The sequence below is a fragment of the Psychrobacter sp. CX5 genome (assembly GCF_057621535.2).
Genome location: NZ_CM177735.1, coordinates 2,027,745 through 2,045,794, shown reverse-complemented (window position 1 = coordinate 2,045,794; position 18,050 = coordinate 2,027,745). Strand labels below are relative to the sequence as shown.

Below are 18,050 nucleotides of genomic sequence, written 5' to 3'. Positions count from 1 at the left end.
TAATTTAGATTACATAGTTTTAATAATAGTTTTAATAATAGTTTTAATAATAGTTTTAATAATAGTTTTAATAATAGTTTGATTACACATTTTAGATAGTTAGTTTAATAACTGCCTTTTATTAATTTTCATTATACTGCCTTAATAAGGGTTTGGCTAAAAAGCCATTGCAAGGGTAAATATGCGTATCTTATCTCTAGTAGAACAGCTGTTTTTCTTATTGGAAAAACGCAAACAGCCCATGCATGTCGGTGGGCTGTTTTTATTTGAATTACCTGAAGCGGCAGATTCTAAATTTGTATCAAATTTGGTACGACAGATGAGAACGGGCAACACGCCACCTACCTTTCCCTTTAATCAAGTGTTACACAACCTGACCTTTTGGAAAACCACACCCCATTTGGACTTACACTACCACTTTCATCATATGGTATTACCAAAGCCTTATATGATTCAGGCTCTTTATGACTATATTTCAGACGTCCATAGTAACGTGCTTGATAAAAAGTATCCATTATGGGAATGTCATATTATCGAAGGTATTGCGCCGTCATCAAAAGAGGGCACACAGCGGTTTGCCTTATACTTTAAGATTCACCATGCGCTGGTAGACGGTATTGCTGCCATGCGTCTGGTCGAAAGGTCATTTTCATACTCCCCAAATGAAGTCATGAACTTGCCCCCTTGGGCTCTATTACGTCGTGATAAGAAGACATTGCAAAGTGTGGCTCCCCCCAAACGCTCTATAATGAAAATTTTAAAAGAACAAGCTACGACTCTAAAGCCTGTCTATAATGAACTAAAACATGACATAATGTCTCATAGAGAGCTGGGTTATGTGTCCACCCTGCAGGCGCCTAACAGTGTATTAAATCAGCGCATATCACCCTCTCGTAAGTTTATGACCATGGACTTTGAATTGGTTAGAATTAAACGCATTGCAGACTGGCTAAAAGTGAGTAGCAATGATGTAGTACTTGCTGTATGCGCTGGGGCACTACGCAATTACCTGCTTGATCTAAACCAATTACCTGATGAGCCATTAGTCGCTTTCGTACCTGTATCTTTGCGTAAGGATAATAGCGCAACGGGTAACCAAGCCTCGCTGGTCTTATGTAACTTAGCCACTCACCTGACCGATCCTCTTCAAAGAATGCAGACGATAAACGCCAGTATGACGCATGGTAAAGATAAGTTTGGTCGTATGCAGCAGGCACAGGTGATCAATTACAGTGCAATTGTATATGCTTGGGAGGGCGTCAACTTATTGACCAATGCCTATCCCAAAAAACAGGCGTTTAATATTTTAATTTCAAATGTTCCCGGACCAAAGCAACCCTTATATTGGGATGGCGCTGCTCTGACTGCTCTGTATCCTGCTTCAGTCATATTCGATGGGCAGGCACTCAATATTACTATCACCAGTTATCTTGATAAGCTACATTTTGGTATCTTAGGCTCGGATAAAACGCTACCTAATCTGGACAGTCTTTTGACATTATTAGAAGCTGAACTAGCCTTGTTAGAAACGATTTATAAATAGGAATTACACAAACATACGATTTTACGGCTTTAAAAGCGACTGGTTATTATTTATGGATCGTCTGGCTCTACCTTCAGAGGATTCATAAATAATTACCAGTTGCCATAATGTCTACTCGTGATTAAGTCCTAATAAAGTATAATGCAATGAAAGCCCCCAAACATAACGCTATGTTTGGGGGCTTAATACTATCAACATTCTCTTTAAGTTAACGAGACGATTTAAAGGTTAAACACCCATTAGGGCGTGTGGAACATTCGACCATGGCACTGGCGGAGACTATTTTTTAGTCAATATGCAGTGAAATTTTTGACGCTTAGTCATTCTAAGTTATAAAATTTCGCCATATATTGGCAAAAAAGAGTCCCGCCCCTTCGGGCTGATGCTAAAATCGCCCCAGACATTGTTACAAACCTAGCCAAGGTCCAATACGCTTCGGGCATTAGCGTCAGTTTGCGCCTAGTCTGGAACGATTTTAGCTATCAGCAGTGCTAATTTGCGAATGTTCCACACGCCCTAACTGGCAACTTTATCCACCTTAAATCCTAAAGACTTAACCACCTCTTCCTTATCAAACGGCGCTAAAACTGCCTTAACGCTAGGCTTGTCTTTTAGATAGGTTGAGGCGACTCGTTTTAGATCTTCTAAAGTGACGGCAAGGATTTTGCCACGCATATCCTGCTGCCAAGCCTCACCACGCTCATGCAACTCTGCAAAACAAGACTTCACTGCCTCACCTGCTGGTGAACCCGGTTTGTCCATGCCAGAGACGATACCTAAGATGGCTTCTTCTAATTGTTCAGGCTGCTGTGGCTCATTGAGCAACCATTGTACACTTTGTATGAAGTGTTCAAAGGTTTCTGCACAGTGCGGATCTCGATAGCTAAAGAACTTAAAAGCACTGGCATTGGCGTCATAGCCTGCGCCGCCTCCATAAGCACCGCCTCGTTCACGAATGGCGCTGTGTAGATAGCCGTTACGTAAGTAGGGAGCTAATACCATTAAAGCAGGCGCATCAGGGTGGTCTGCAGTCACAGCTGGGAAGACAGACGCATTGTGATAGACATTGGTTGCGACCAGCCACGCTAAGTCTTCGACCTGTGCGACCGATTTGTCAGCGTCATTGTCTTTACTAAAATTGTCATTACTACCTTTACTATCAATCGACGCCTTCTCACTTGCCGTCAGCTTAAGTTGTAGCTCGGTATATTCAGTAGGGATAGTTTCAGAAAGCAGGTTAGTGTTGTCTTTATGACCGCCTGTATTAGAGGACGCCTGCCAACTTTGCTCAATTAAGCTTTTGAAATGCTCAGTCTGTTCGGGCTCACACACAATCAAAGCCTGCTTAGGTAAGCTGGCAAAGCGCTTGTGCAATGCCATTAATGCACCAGCCAGCTCATCCCATTTAGACTCATCGTCTTCAGCATGTGCTAAAAATGCTTTAAGGGCATTTAATGCCGGTAAGCCACTACGCACATACTCAAGCTCGGCCTGACGACTCATGCCACGGCTCGCGGTCTGCATGGCATAAGCGTGACCAGCACTGGCTACACGGGACTGCCAGCCTGAGCGTTTTTGTTGAAGCAACTCTTTGATACGGTCATGCTCAGTAAAGACACTGTGCTCAAGGACTTGCTTCACCAAGTCAATAGCTTCAGGTTTACGATTGAGTGCCCGTGTGGCAACCACAAAGTAGCTGGTCAACGCATTAGCATCATAAGTGGTCGTACGTTGGCTCACACGCGCTGTCACCCCAGACGAGTGAGCGGCTTGCAGGGCCTGAAACTCACGTGCCGTTAAGGTGTCTGTACCTAGCTCTGATAATAATCCTAAGTAGATGGGCAATAGAGGATGATTGATGAGATCATCATGACCCGCCAAAGGCATAATCAATTGATAATAATACAAGCCGTTAGTGCCTGCTTGATATTGATGCAGTACACTGTCCCTACCTTCAAGCGTGATATCCACTAGCTCACCTTGCACAAAGCTCACCGACTCAGGCACATCCTCTAAGCCTACTTTTGGTAATAAGCTTAGGTCATCCTCTGCGGCCTGACGGGCAGCCAAATCTAAAGCCTGTTGTTTCAACTGCTGCTTGTCCGCCTCTGTTAGAGTGGCTTCGAGGGCATCAAGCCTAGCTTGTTCTGCTTCAGCAAGCTTGGCAGATTTAGTCGCATCTGGAACCAATGTCACGCGAACACGGTGGGCATTGTCTAATAAATGCTGCTTAATCAATCCTGGCAACCAAGCAGGATCTTTTACTTGCTCACGTAACCACTGTAGATGCTCATCCACTTCCCAAATGTCAATCGGATTGCCATCATGAATGGCGGTACTAAAGCCTTCTAACATTAAGTTCAACCCATAAGGGATACTGTCACCGCCAATATGACGCTGATCAATCTCAATCTGATGTAAGATAGTTTCGATCGTCTCTGCATCAATCTCACTGCTCGCTATTTGCTGCAACAGATCTAAAATACCTTGCTCGATGGCCTCTGCGTGCTCTTCTTCAGAACCCCGTACGCCTGCATAAAACACCATTTCATAGTGACTGTCGTCAAGTCCTAATAAAGGACTTGGTCCCGTGGCTAAAGGATGGCTGTCCAGATAAGCCCGCAATGGCGATCCAGCATGCTCTATCAATACCCCTTCTAACAAACGTAACGCTAAGCGCTGTCTCGGATTGGTAATCTCGGGCAATAGCCAAGCTAGCACATGATGCGTTTGTGCCTTATCTATTTCGTCTACCGTATAGGTTTCTGTCACTTTAACGGGCGCATCAAACCGTATTTCGGCACGGGACTCATGCTTTTTACCAAGGCTAAATTGTCCTAACGCATCGTCATGAATCTTGGCTTGAGTCTCTGCTACTGGGATATTTCCAAAGCTCATTATCACGCTGTTTGAGGGATGATAATGGCTTTTATGGAAGCTGACCAACTCTTCATGCGTTAGATCTGGAATATCTGCTGGATCCCCACCTGAATTATAGTGATACGTCGTGGTTGGGAATAGATGATGAGCCACACTATGATATAGCTGGTCAATCTCACCGCTCATTGCCCCTTTCATCTCATTAAATACAATGCCTTTAAACTGCGGCTTGTCATCCTCATCAAGCTCAACACGAATGCCTTCTTGAGCGAAATCTAGCGGATGTAAACGAGGAAAAAACGACGCATCTAAATAAATAGACAACAGGTTAAAATAGTCATTTTTATTTTGTGTCGCAAACGGATAAGCGGTCCAATCTGCCGCTGTCATCGCATTCATAAAGGTATTGAGCGAGCGCTTTATCATTGAGAAAAACGGGTCACGCACCGGATATTTAGCAGAACCACATAAAGCTGTATGCTCAAGAATATGCGCCTCACCTTTTGAGTCCATAGGCTGGGTACGAAAGCCAACCAAAAACGCGTTCTCATCACTTGGGTGCGCTAAATGGTAGTGCATTGCCCCAGTTTGGCTGTGTTGACTGATTAACACATCTAAGGATAATGCCTCAATTTTGCGATGTTCGAGTAGTTTAAAGCTGGGATGCAAGGTTAGATCGGGTGTGGTGTTGTCTTTATTCATAGAATTCATAGGTTCGCTCATGTAGTGTCTCGCTCTCGCAAGGTATTGGTATTATATGCGTATAAACTAACGTTTCTAAAGCTTCAGTGTTAAGACTTTGATGGAGTCTGCAACTTATATGGCCCGTTTATAAGTTCAAGGCAGCTTTTATCCTGATGTTGTTTTAGGCTTATTTTATAAGTGTTTTATATTATGGACTAATACTAGTCTATGGAGTCGTTTGTCGTTATTTAAAGTCATTGCCCTAGAGACTGGTAATAATAGATACCCTAGTCTACTTGTACTATTTATAATTTCAAAATTAGTTTTACAGTAGATAGAGTTTTAAGCTCTTTAATTATGGTCTTTAATCATTAAAAAGTTGTCTCATCCACACGCTAATATACTTTACAAATAACTCTATGAGCCTGTACTAGGAATGTGAACTTAAAGCTCGTTTAAATTTAGTCGATGATTTGGATGATTAATATTTGAGGATTAATAGCTAAGAATTAAAATTAGTGGTTTTAAATTTGATGAAGTTAAAACTAGAAGGTGCAATTAAATAAGTTAAATTTTGTGGAACACCTCATAACTGAAGAGTCATTCCTTAATAATTAATTCATAATTTTGCAATACCCTACTATGACGTCTTTGATAAATCATCTTTAAGAGCCTCCAAATATAAAGCACTCTCACAGTTACCCCCATAGTCTGTGGATAACTCTGTGTATAACTCATCACTTGACACTATTAACCCAACAAATGATAAGGCTTATCCTTAAATTGTATAATTTATAATCAATATTTTTTATTAATAAAATCAATAGTTTATTACTACATACAATTTAAACATTATTTTTTTATTATAGTTAGATGGCTGTTCAAGGTTTCACAGATATCGCTTAAAATTCCCTTACATTCATCTCCACAAACGTCATCATTTGCCGTATCATAGCAACTCAAAAGATTAGGCTTTTTTTCATATCACTTCGACACAATATTTTGGACACACTATGTACGATGTAATGGCGGTAGGCAATGCTTTAGTAGATCACGAATACCTATTAAATGACGAACAACTGACCAAAACCAGCTTAACCAAAGGCACCATGACCTTAGCAAGCCTTGAGGAACAAACGACACTCTTAAATGAGTTTAAAGACCAGAATTTACTACCTTCTAAGCAATCTGGCGGCGGCTCAGCTGCCAATGCTATGTTTGCATTTTCGTGCTTAGGGGGCACCTCCTTTTACGGCTGTCGTGTCGGAGATGATGATGCTGGTCATTTTTATCTGAGTGACTTAAATCAAGCCGGCGTTGCCACATCGTCTGAGTTATCAGTGTTTGAAGGCGGAGTGACCGGATCTTGTGTGGTGGCTATCACCCCAGATGGCGAACGCACCATGCAAACTTACTTGGGCACATCAAGTGATATCGATATAGCCAATATTGATTTTGACGCACTTAGTCAAAGCCAATGGCTGTATCTTGAAGGTTACTTGGCAATGTCAGCAAGCTTACGCCCTGCGCTGCAAAAGCTACGTCAACAAGCCAAAACTAACCATACTAAGATAGCAGTCAGCTTTGCTGATCCCTCGGTCATAAACTTTGGCAAAGAGGGCTTACTTGAGATGCTAGGTGATGGAGTTAATGCCATCTTCTGTAACGTGGAAGAAGCTAAGCTGTTCACGCAAACAGATGAGATTAAGCAGGCGGCACAGGCTTTAACTCAATACTGTGAGCTTGCTGTCGTGACCAACGGTCCTGATGATACCGTCATATACCAACGTGCAGAGGACGGCTCTTTAGAACTTACGGTCGTTAGCACCCCAACAGTGGATAAAGTGCTTGATACTAATGGTGCCGGTGATAACTACTCTGGAAGTTTTCTTTATGCGCTGACAAATGGGCATTCAATAGAGCAGTGTGCTCAATTGGCAGGGATGGTTGCCAGTCATATTGTTCAGCAATTTGGGCCAAGACTGACAGCATCTGAATACCAAAGCATTGCGAAGAACGTCTTACATGCTTAATCTAACAAAAAGCCCCAGACTGATCTAGTCTGGGGCTTTTGTTCGTTAAATATACACCAGTTCTAATACAAATTGTACCAATAACCACAACCTGTAAAACCAGCCCGCTCACGTCAAACACAGGCCGAGTAATTTCGACAAATCAAGTTATTATGCATAATTGGGTCAAAAAAGTTACTAAACTTTATCTAATGCTTGCTCAAGATCCGCCTTAATGTCTTCGATATGTTCAATACCAATGGACAGACGAATCATATCTTCACTGACCCCAGCTTGCTCAAGCTCCTCCGCATTTAGCTGACGGTGTGTCGTCGTCGCAGGGTGGCTCGCTAAAGATTTGGCATCGCCTATATTAACCAAACGGGTAATCAGATTCAGCGCATCAATAAACCGAGCACCCGCTTCACGTCCCCCTTTCACCCCAAAGGTCAATATCGCAGAAGGCGTTCCTTTGACATACTTTTTTGCCAACGCATGATCGGGATGATCACGCAAGCCCGCGTACTTAACCCATGACACCTTATCATGGGCTTTAAGATACTCTGCCACTGCTTGAGCATTGGCAACATGACGTTCCATACGTAGGCTTAATGTCTGAATCCCTTGCATGATACTAAATGCATTTAGTGGACTTAAGGCCGCCCCTGTATTACGTAATGGGGCTACCCGTGCCCGTGCAATAAAGGCCGCCGCGCCCACATCTTTCACAAAGTTGACACCGTGATAGCTCACATCAGGCTCATTCAATATCGGGAAACGCTCAGGATAATCACCCCAATTGAACTGACCACTATCCACGATAGCACCACCAATTGACGTACCGGTACCACTCATATATTTAGTCAATGAATGAACGACAATATCTGCCCCATATTCAAAGGGACGGCATAGTACTGGTGTGGCGACTGTATTATCAATTACCACTGGAACACCGTGTTTATGCGCCGCTTCCGCTATCGCTTCGATATCAATGATATTACCTAGCGGGTTGCCGATACTTTCAGCAAATACCATTTTGGTTTTGTCATCAACAAGGTCATGTATGGCTTCAGGGTTTCGATAGTCAAAGAAGCGCACTTCGATACCTTGGCGTGGTAAAGTATGCGCAAATAAGTTATAAGTACCTCCATATAAGGTCGATACGGCAAGGATATTATCGCCTGCTTCACAAATAGTTTGTACTGCATAAGTGATCGCCGCCATACCTGAAGCAACTGCTAACGCCCCAATGCCCCCTTCTAATGCTGCCACACGCTCCTCTAACACCGCATTGGTTGGGTTCATAATGCGGGTATAGATATTACCAGTAACTTTTAAGTCGAATAAGTCAGCGCCATGCTGGGTGTCATCAAACGCATAAGAGCTGGTGTGATAAATGGGCACAGCGACTGCTTTAGTGGTTGGCTCTACACTGTAACCGGCATGGATAGACAGCGTTTCTAAACGGTGGTTTTTAGTGTCCTCATTGGTAGTGTCAGTAACGTTATTCTTTGACATCTCTTCATTACTCATAAGTCTTCCTTAAATAAATTAAACTATACCGATGAATGGTTAGTGACTCAGCGAGTGAATCAAACGCTATCATTGTATCGTACTCTGATACAACTATCATAGGTGTCAAGAACACCTACAGTCATAGCCATATAAAAAAGTTACGGTGTTAATTTTGCTTAGCCTACACCAATATTACTTACACTCGATTGCCTTGTACCTCATTTATCTGACTACGACTATATAACCCATTTATAGGCTTGAAGCGTAATTGACTTTAATTAAGCCATAAAAAAGCTGAATTATCCAATGATAACCCAGCTTAATGATCAAGATAATAGCTAAATGTATGTCATACTTGTAAGCTATTGACACTAATAAAACTTACGTTACCCACAACTTAATTTAATTGTCTAATTAAAAATAAAGCTTACTTGTAATAAGCATTCTCGGTACGGGTATGGTCGGTTTCATCAACCACTTGCGTAAGCTCTGGGATTTGTTGTTTAAGCTGTACTTCAACACCTTGACGCAGTGTCATGTCTACAGCAGAACAGCCCTGACAGCCGCCACCAAATTTAAGTACCGCAGTTAGACCAACGCCCTCTTCTTCGATAAGCTCTAATAACTGAACATTACCCCCATGAGCAGCTAAGCTTGGGTTAATCTCAGATTGCAGCACGTAATTAATACGCTCTTCAACACTGGCATCCGCCCCAACCTTAGGTACTTTAGAGTTCGGCGCGCGGAAGGTTAACTGACCCCCAAAGCGATCTTTATTATAATCAATCACCGCATCTTCTAAATAAGGCACAGAGCTGGCTTCAATATAAGCTGTAAAGTCTTCAAATGGCATTTGTAAGTCAGCAGCGTCTTCTTCACCAGGCTGATTATAAGCCATGCAACACTCTGCGCGTGGTGTGCCTGGATGTTCAACGAAAATACGAACACCAATACCCGGTGTCTCTTGTTTCGCTAATAACTCAGCTAAATACCCTTGAGCGGATTCGGTAATTGTTATATTGGTTTTGATGTCTGTCTGATCAGTATCGATAGCAGAAACGTGTGCGTTATCAGTCATAGTATGACCTCTTATAGTGTGGAAAATTTGCAGGCTCACATTTAATTCTGGTTCAGAACGAATCGTCCAAAACGAACAAAATTTAATATAAAGCTTTTATGGTTCTATTATGGCGGTGATTGTAAATTAATCAAGGTAAATCACCATAACTACACAGATAAGACATGCTGATAAACCCTCTTTTAAAGTAGATATGACATATCATGCTTACTTGTTCTAAATTTACTTTATAATACTGTGATAAATTGGCCGGATATTGCTTCCCGTCATAGGCTTTAAGGCGGCTTATACTTCTCTATCACCCAAATTAAAACGATACCCTAATTAAAACGATAGGATACAATCTGTCGTCCTATATCAATGGCTAAACAAAAGGTTTAGAGCTTACTATCATGAGTCTAATCAGTGCGATAATCTCTATTTTTTTATTAATAGCCGTCAGTGCGGTTATCTCAAGCTCAGAGTTGGCATTGGCATCTGCCCGCAAAATCAAACTACAAATTCTGGCCAAGGAAGGAGATATTCGGGCGCTTGATGTCTTAGGTATGCAAGACAATCCGGGTAGCTTTATTACCGTGGTTCAAGTACTGCTCAATGCGGTGGCAATTTTGGCAGGTGTCATCGGCGAATCAGCCATCAGTCCCTATTTGGTTAATATTTTTGGTCATGAGACACTCGCTTCTGTTTTGTCTTTCATTTTTGTAACCAGTACCTTTGTGTTGTTTGCAGATCTGATGCCGAAACGATTTGCCATGTCTTTTGCTGAGCCTATTGCCATACGCTTAGTCCGTCCTATGATGACCCTTATTTTTATATTTAAGCCGATGATTTGGGTGTTTGATGGCGCCGCTGATATCTTATTTAAGCTACTAGGTATCTCTACCGTTCGCCGTGATGATATGACCTCAGAGGATATCTTTGCAGTCATGGATGCAGGTGCAGAAGCGGGGGTTTTAAAAAAACAAGAGCATCATCTTATTGCCAATATTTTTGAGATGCAGGAACGTACCGTCACCTCAGTAATGACTACGCGTGAGAATATTATTTATTTTGACTCATTAGAGAAAGAAGATATCATCATTGAGACTATGATTCAGAAGCCGCATCATAAGTTTTTGATATGTTTAGAAGATGACTTGGAGCAAACCCTTGGTTATGTTGAGTCTCGAGCGTACTTAGCCTTAATCTTAAAAGAGAAAAAGGTAAAATTAACCGATGCCAATATTCTGCATACCGCCCTTTTTATCCCAGACACATTGACTTTATTTGATGTGCTAGAAACCTTTAAAAGTACGGGGTCTGATTTCGCTGTCATTGTCAATGAATACGCCCTAGTGGTGGGTGTAATTACCTTAAAAGACGTGATGAGTATCGTCATGGGTGAGCTGGTCACAGTGGATGAACAACCGATTGTGCAACGATCCGAAAACTCATGGCTGGTTGATGGTATGACGCCCATTGAGGATGTCATACGTACGCTTGGCGTGTTTAGCTTTCCTAATTCTGAAAACTATGAAACCATTAGCGGCTTTATGATGTATATGCTCAGAAAAATACCAAAAAAACAGATATCATTGAACATGCCGGCTTTAAATTTGAAATCTTAGATACTGAGAATCTTAAAATTAACCAATTGTTGGTCTCTAAGATAGATGAGGATGAAAAAGTATAAGCACCTTATGAAGTATGAGCATCTTAAAAAGTATGAAGACCAAACACACCTAGAGAATACCGACTCATCTTCACATTTTGAAATTGAATTATCCTTTTGCCTTCTTTACACTCAATTAGGTTCGTAAAACGTTGTTAGTAACACAATTCAATAATTAAACCAAAAAATTCTAATAACTCAGTCAACAACTCATTTAATAAGGATAATAATATGAAATTATACGTCTTACCAGGTGCCTGCTCGTTTGTGCCTCATACCGCTCTTGAATGGACTGGAGCAGAGTATGAGCTTGAAGTCATGGATCATGATTCTGTGAAATCAGAGGAATATCTTAAAATTAACCCTCAAGGTTCTGTACCTGCAATCGTCGATGGGGATACCGTCGTTACCCAAAACATAGCGGTACAAAGTTATATCAATGCCTCTTTTCCCGATACCAAAATATTCGGTAACTTTACCACTGCTGCTGAGCAAGCTGAGGTTATGCATTGGTTGGCGTATTTGAACTCAGATGTTCACAAAGGATTTGCTCCCTTATTTAGCCCAGAAAGTTTTGTCAGTGATAAGTCGGCTCAAGCCGAACTAGAAAAAAACACCAAGCAAAAACTGGTCGATATGTTAGCCCTTGCTAATGAACAGTTAGGCAAACAACAGTACCTGACAGGCACTAAATCTACTGCTGACCTATACTTATATGTGGTCATGCGTTGGTCGAAGAAATTTGGGTTAGATTTGTCATCTTATGCTAACTTTAATCCGTTTATTAACCGTATTGAATCGGATGAGAGCGTCACAGAAGCTCTACGTCAAGAAGGTCTTGAAAAAATAAACTCATTATAGTAACGTCTCACATTATAGTAACATCCCAATAAAACTAACGTATCACGTTTAGCTTTTAATGGCCTCTTTAATAACGTCTTTAGCTCACTTTAAACGACCCCCTTAATTATCCAAGGGGGTTTTTATTTTTATATTTTAATATCTCTAGCCCAAGTATGGTGCACTAGGGTCTGTATTGAGTTCCTACTATAGATATAGATAAGGGTGTAACTGGTTTTTGTAATAACTTTATGGTGCCTTATATGCCTAATCATGATGCCTCTCATCAAATCTCAAATAAGCCAATGACTGGATTACCATTCATCTCCTATTGGGCAAAAAATGAAATACAACAGCGTACTGCTATTGTGGGTGTCATATTGGCAATCATCTCAAACATACTGTTTGCCATACTCTACTTTTATAGCCATCTTTTAAAGCCATTATCAGGCAGCCAAGTCTTTATATGGCGTATGCTGTCTATGTGGGTAGTTTTGATAACGTTCTTGATACTTAGAAGTCGATTGCGTATGCATATTAATGTCATACGTCAATTCAAGACTGCAAAACAATTAGCATGGTTACTGTTGCCGACGCCTATATTCTTTAGTCAACTGTGGTTATTTATGTGGGCGCCAGTTAATGATCAAGGGGTTCAAGTGGCAATGGGCTATTTCTTATTCCCTTTAATGATGGTGCTATTTGGATTTCTATTCTTTAAAGAGCGCCTTAGCCGATTACAGTGGACCGCGGTTATTTTTGCGATGTTGGGTATTGGTATTGAAATCATACGCACCCAAAGCGTTTCATGGGCGACGTTATGGGTATGTGGCACTTATCCGATTTACTACATTATGCGGCGACTGCAGGGCGTAACGGCGATGACTGGCATGCTAGTGGATTTAACTTTATTTTTGCCCATTGCCTTGGCTTACTTACTATATGTTGCGCCTAGTAATATTAATTTTGTAACCAGCTCAGCGGTTTATCTTTTCTTAGTGGTCAGCCTAGGTATCATTAGCGTATTGGCCTTAAAAACCAACATAGATGCCAGTCAAATGTTACCCGTCAATGTATTTGGCATGATGAGCTACCTCGAGCCCGTATTTTTGTTTTTCTTAGCCATCACTGTATTAGGAGATACCTTTGAGCCAGCCATGCTCTATAGCTATGGACTAATATGGATAGGGATAATGTTTTTGATTGCTCATGGTGTCCGTCAAATTCAGGCTAATAGACGACAGACTAAACGTTGGCTAAAAGGCGCACGGGTCAGTTAAATTTAACGCTAATAAGTATCGCATATTTGGCTGGAGGCACTCATATACTGGCAGTGTGATATCAGTAACAAAGCCAATGACTCTCAGATAGTTTGGTAATTTTACGTTTTAACACGCTTTCATTGTTGTTTTTAACGCTGTTAATATGTCACTATAACTTATATCAAATTTAGAAATTAACCTATCGAGGAAGACGAAAGCAAACACTACACAAAGTAGGTTCAACGAGTCTGACTGTGCTTGAGAAGGATAGGTTATTTTATAGAACTGGTATTACTTCTATGTCCTAATAACTTGATAAGCTTATTAAAGTTAAAGATATATTCCTAATTAAATAAGCTAATATCACCGTTTAAAAGTCATGTATTGCCACTGCAGGAGTCGAAATAATGAGTGTGTTACCCGAACAAAGCCCTATGGACCCAGCAAATCAATCCAATAGCGCAAAAGGGGGTAAAAACAAAACTCGCCGTTATAAATATTTAGTATTTATAGGTCGATTTCAGCCGTTTCATTTAGGTCACAAAGCAGTGGTTGATGAGGCGTTAAACCGTGCAGAAAATGTAATTATGCTGATCGGCTCTGCGAACTTACCCCGCAGTCTACGTAATCCTTTTAGTGTAGAAGAGCGAGCACAAATGATTCAAGGGGCTTATTCTAAAAAAGATGCCAAACGCATTCATTGTGTGGGACTTGATGATGCGCTGTATAACGATACACGTTGGCTGCAATATGTGCAGGCTGCCATTTATTCGGTCACTCAAGACTTAAGCGCTGATATTGCCCTCATTGGTCACTCAAAAGATAGCTCTTCTTACTACCTGTCTCTGTTTCCAAACTGGCAGTCAATCTCCGTTCCGAATTACAAAAATTTATCAGCCACGCCTATTCGCGAAGGTTATTTAATGGGGGCAACCCCGACCGGCGATCGCTCGCCCGCCTCGACACGGGACGTTTTAGAGCAGTTTAAACAAACGGATGACTATCAAAAGCTACAAGAAGAAGCATGGTTTGTCGATAATTATAAAAAGCAGTGGCAAGATACTCCGTATCCGCCTACCTTTATGACGGCGGATGCTGTAGTGGTTCAGTCTGGTCATATATTGCTTGTTGAACGCCGCAGTATGCCTGGTCGTGGACTGTGGGCATTACCTGGCGGCTTTATTGATCAAAAAGAGACCCTGCTCGATGCTTGTATTCGAGAATTAAGGGAGGAGACCAAACTTAAAGTACCAGAGCCTGTCTTACGTGGCTCAAGACATTCACAGCATACTTTTGATGATCCTTACCGCTCAGCCCGTGGTCGTACTATTACGCAAGCCTTTTATTTCCAACTAAAAAATGACGCCAAAGGCCTGCCTAAAGTCAAAGGGGGCGATGATGCTACCAAAGCATTTTGGTTGCCTTTAGCCAAGCTTGATGCCTCAAAAATGTTTGAAGACCATTATGCGATTATTTCCAAAATGGTCGGGTTGTAAATTTTTATCTTTTATAGCCAAAATTTAACTTATTATTATGTATACCTGTTAAACATTCAATAAATCATATAGTTAACTATATCTTCGTCAACCTTTTTTACCTACCTGAGCTGATAGACGGCGAGGGTTCAACACACTGTCTAGAATTGCCAAGCTAGCAGTGATAATGAGCCCCCCATTGTTTTTTCGATTGGGGGGTCGTTTTTTAAACAGAGGAGTTCTGTTATGTACACTGGTAATTTTAATAATCTCATTCTCAATTCAGACAGCTATAAGGCCTCACACTGGTTGCAATATCCACCCGGTAGTGAGTATATGTCAAGCTACGTCGAAGCCCGTAAAGGCGACTATGATGTTGTATTCTTTGGCCTTCAAGCCTTTATTAAAGAGTATCTTAAAGACCCCATCACTACCGCCCATATTGATGAGGCTGAAGCTGTCATTACGGCCCATGGTCTTCCGTTTAACCGCTCAGGTTGGGAGAGACTCGTTGAAAAGCATGGCGGCTACCTTCCCGTTCGCATTCAAGCCGTTCCTGAGGGTAGTATCGTACCTGTCTCAAATGTCGTCTGCCAGATAGTCAATACAGATCCTGAGTTTTATTGGTTGCCAAGCTATTTAGAAACCTCTTTATTACGCGCGATATGGTATCCCTCTACAGTGGCCAGTGTTTCCTTCTTTTGTAAAAACGTAATCAAAGCAGCATTAGAGAAATCTGCTGATAGTACAGCGGGCTTACCGTTCAAATTGCATGACTTTGGTGCTCGAGGCGCATCGAGTATGGAATCTGTGGCTCTAGGAAGCTTAGCGCATTTAGTTAACTTCTCCGGTACCGACAGCATGACCTCCTTAATCGCTGCAAGTCGATGGTATGGGATGGATAAGGAAATGCCTGCCTTCTCAATTCCTGCAGCCGAGCATAGCACTATGACCTCTTGGGGTCGCGAGCGTGAACGTGACGCTTATGCCAATATGCTGGATAAATTTGGTGGTGAGGGTCATTTAGTAGCCGTTGTTTCAGACAGTTATGACTTGTGGAATGCCATTGACAATATTTGGGGGGATGAGCTTAAACAACAAGTCGAAACGATGGGCGGCACGCTGGTCATTCGTCCTGACAGTGGTGACCCTGCTAAAGTGGTCCGTGAAGCTCTTGAGCGCTTATCTGTCAAATTCGGGTATACCGTCAACAGCAAAGGCTATAAAGTGTTGCCAGATTATGTGCGCCTTATTCAAGGCGATGGTATTGGTCCACATAGCTTAGGTAGGATTTTGGATACCATTATGCAGGCAGGCTTTAGTGCAGACAATGTCACATTTGGTATGGGTGGAGGATTATTGCAGCAAGTCAATCGTGACACCATGAGCTGGGCGATGAAAGCCAGTGCGATTAGTATCAATGGCGAATGGAAAGAGATCTTCAAAGACCCTATTACCAGTCGTTCAAAACGCTCTAAAAAAGGCCGGTTGGCATTGATTAAAGATACTAAAGGTCAATTAACCACCATTAAAGAAGAGTCGCTCACTAATCCTAGAGACAATGTGCTACAGGATGTATTCGTTGATGGTAAATTGCTAGTAGATGAGAATTTAACCTCAATTCGTAAGCGAACTGGTGGTTGGTAGGCTAAGCATTCATTAAACCCTACTCTTATTAAACCCAACCTTTATTCGTTATTAGTTTAAAAGCCCTATCAAGATTTGTTAGGGCTTTTTAGCTTTTTAGTGCTGTAGAGCACCATACGCTTTATTTCGTTGCATTTCTTGATTGATTTCCTAGCTAGACTTACGATAGGGATGATCTTATTATAATAGTCAAAGTGTAAGCCGTGGGTTTCGCTTCGCTTAACATTCTACAAACTATTAGAATTCACGTTTAACTATAATACGCTTAAATACATTAGACTTATTGTCAGCTAAGTACTACCAAGTCTAGATATTAACCAATCGTGTAAGGCAAGTCTAAACACGACATTAAACGCTGCAAATAGTAGGTTCAGTAAACCTAACCGAATCTAACAAGGATAGGTTATAGAACAGGTATAAAGCAATATTAACTCAGAAACATAAGATGATGCTATGCAACCAAAAGATATCGCTCTAGCCCCGATATATATTTATCAAGGCCGTAAACTCAAACGCAACGCCCTTCGTTTGCCTGAGGCACAAGGCGATCGTCAAGGTGTTATTGACTTAACGTCCGCTAAGAAAAATGAGTCCAGTAAATCCAACAACCATTTTAACTTAATGATGACTGGCGACTCGTCTGCTGCAGGAGTGGGCGTTGACTCACAACAAGAGTCCCTGTTAGGGCATTTATTAAGCGAATTACAATCGACATCTGAGATTCAAAATAGGTTTGATAGATTAAACTGGGAGCTTCATGCCACTAGCGGACATACTAGCTTTGACGTACTTCGAAGATTGTATGTACTTCCCAATCCTGATACAGAACTTGATATCATAATTGTGATGGTTGGCGTGAATGACACCACTACCCGTGTTAAATTAGAGAAGTGGCAAGCGCAACTTGAAGAGATAATAGCCCTTGCTAAACGCAAGTTTGGCGCCAAATACATTATCTTCCCATGCCTGCCGCCTATGGCACATATGCCGTCTATACCCCGCCCTTTAAACACGTTTATTGGCGCTCAGTCAGACCTTATGAATGACAAATTGATAGAAATTTGTCAATCGCATCCAAACGTTGATACCTTAACGGTAGACTTTTCTGAAGCAGGCTTGACAGTAGATGATATGTTCTCAGAAGATGGCTTTCATCCCAATAGTATCGCCTATGCTTTTTGGGCGAAGAAACTGGCAGAAAAGATCGTTGAAGTTATTGATGAGGTCACGAACAAGGACAATAATGGGCGTGCTGATAAGGACATTAACGATAAGGACACTAATAAGGTCATAACGAGTAACTGTTATGAATAATTGTGTTTACTAGGCTAAGGGCTGTATAGTTGCCTTTTCGCTGTCCATGGTTAGAAGTAGTTCTCAATGACTTAAAGGTATACCTACCCGTTATATTTATACCAAATTAAGAAATAAATCTATCAAAAAAGGCGAATGTTAACGCTACA

Annotated in this window: 10 protein-coding genes and 1 pseudogene; 8 read left to right on the top strand and 3 right to left on the bottom strand. The window is 41.5% G+C overall.

The window, feature by feature from the left end:
* The first annotated feature begins 181 nt into the window (after nt 1–181).
* Nucleotides 182–1,543, top strand: a complete 1,362-nt coding sequence (locus tag AC21OG_RS07990) for a WS/DGAT/MGAT family O-acyltransferase (protein ID WP_487377709.1) — start codon at nt 182–184, stop codon at nt 1,541–1,543.
* A gap of 516 nt (nt 1,544–2,059) precedes the next feature.
* Here AC21OG_RS07990 and AC21OG_RS07985 read toward each other — a convergent pair.
* Nucleotides 2,060–5,146 carry an insulinase family protein gene (locus AC21OG_RS07985; protein ID WP_487377710.1) on the bottom strand — a complete coding sequence of 1,029 codons (3,087 nt, stop codon included), beginning with the start codon at nt 5,144–5,146 and terminating at the stop codon, nt 2,060–2,062.
* A gap of 974 nt (nt 5,147–6,120) precedes the next feature.
* Between AC21OG_RS07985 and AC21OG_RS07980 the strand changes: the two genes are divergently transcribed.
* On the top strand, nt 6,121–7,140 hold the full coding sequence (locus tag AC21OG_RS07980; RefSeq protein ID WP_487377711.1) for an adenosine kinase: 1,020 nt from the start codon (nt 6,121–6,123) through the stop codon (nt 7,138–7,140).
* A 177-nt stretch (nt 7,141–7,317) separates the two neighbouring features.
* Here AC21OG_RS07980 and AC21OG_RS07975 read toward each other — a convergent pair whose 3' ends face one another.
* Together AC21OG_RS07975 and nfuA are read right to left on the bottom strand one after the other, a co-directional pair.
* A complete protein-coding gene (locus AC21OG_RS07975) occupies nt 7,318–8,637 on the bottom strand; it encodes an O-acetylhomoserine aminocarboxypropyltransferase/cysteine synthase family protein (RefSeq protein ID WP_487377728.1) in 1,320 nt (439 codons plus the stop codon).
* Nucleotides 8,638–9,061: 424 nt separating this feature from the next.
* Nucleotides 9,062–9,712, bottom strand: coding sequence for a Fe-S biogenesis protein NfuA (gene nfuA / locus AC21OG_RS07970; protein ID WP_486546884.1), 651 nt, complete (start codon nt 9,710–9,712; stop codon nt 9,062–9,064).
* Nucleotides 9,713–10,104: 392 nt separating this feature from the next.
* Between nfuA and paeA the strand changes: the two are divergent.
* The 6 genes and pseudogenes from paeA (at nt 10,105) to AC21OG_RS07940 (ending at nt 17,901) form a co-directional block, all read left to right on the top strand.
* Nucleotides 10,105–11,384, top strand: a pseudogene (gene paeA, locus AC21OG_RS07965) (polyamine export protein PaeA).
* Nucleotides 11,385–11,594: 210 nt separating this feature from the next.
* Nucleotides 11,595–12,224, top strand: coding sequence for a glutathione S-transferase family protein (locus AC21OG_RS07960; protein WP_487377712.1), 630 nt, complete (start codon nt 11,595–11,597; stop codon nt 12,222–12,224).
* 242 nt (nt 12,225–12,466) lie between these two features.
* Complete coding sequence (rarD, locus tag AC21OG_RS07955) at nt 12,467–13,483, top strand: EamA family transporter RarD (protein ID WP_487377713.1); 1,017 nt, start codon at nt 12,467–12,469, stop codon at nt 13,481–13,483.
* Nucleotides 13,484–13,872: 389 nt separating this feature from the next.
* Complete coding sequence (locus AC21OG_RS07950) at nt 13,873–14,961, top strand: bifunctional nicotinamide-nucleotide adenylyltransferase/Nudix hydroxylase (protein WP_487377714.1); 1,089 nt, start codon at nt 13,873–13,875, stop codon at nt 14,959–14,961.
* 225 nt (nt 14,962–15,186) lie between these two features.
* Nucleotides 15,187–16,587, top strand: a complete 1,401-nt coding sequence (locus tag AC21OG_RS07945) for a nicotinate phosphoribosyltransferase (protein WP_487377715.1) — start codon at nt 15,187–15,189, stop codon at nt 16,585–16,587.
* A gap of 453 nt (nt 16,588–17,040) precedes the next feature.
* Nucleotides 17,041–17,901, top strand: a complete 861-nt coding sequence (locus AC21OG_RS07940) for an SGNH/GDSL hydrolase family protein (RefSeq protein ID WP_487377716.1) — start codon at nt 17,041–17,043, stop codon at nt 17,899–17,901.
* The last annotated feature ends 149 nt before the right edge of the window (nt 17,902–18,050 follow it).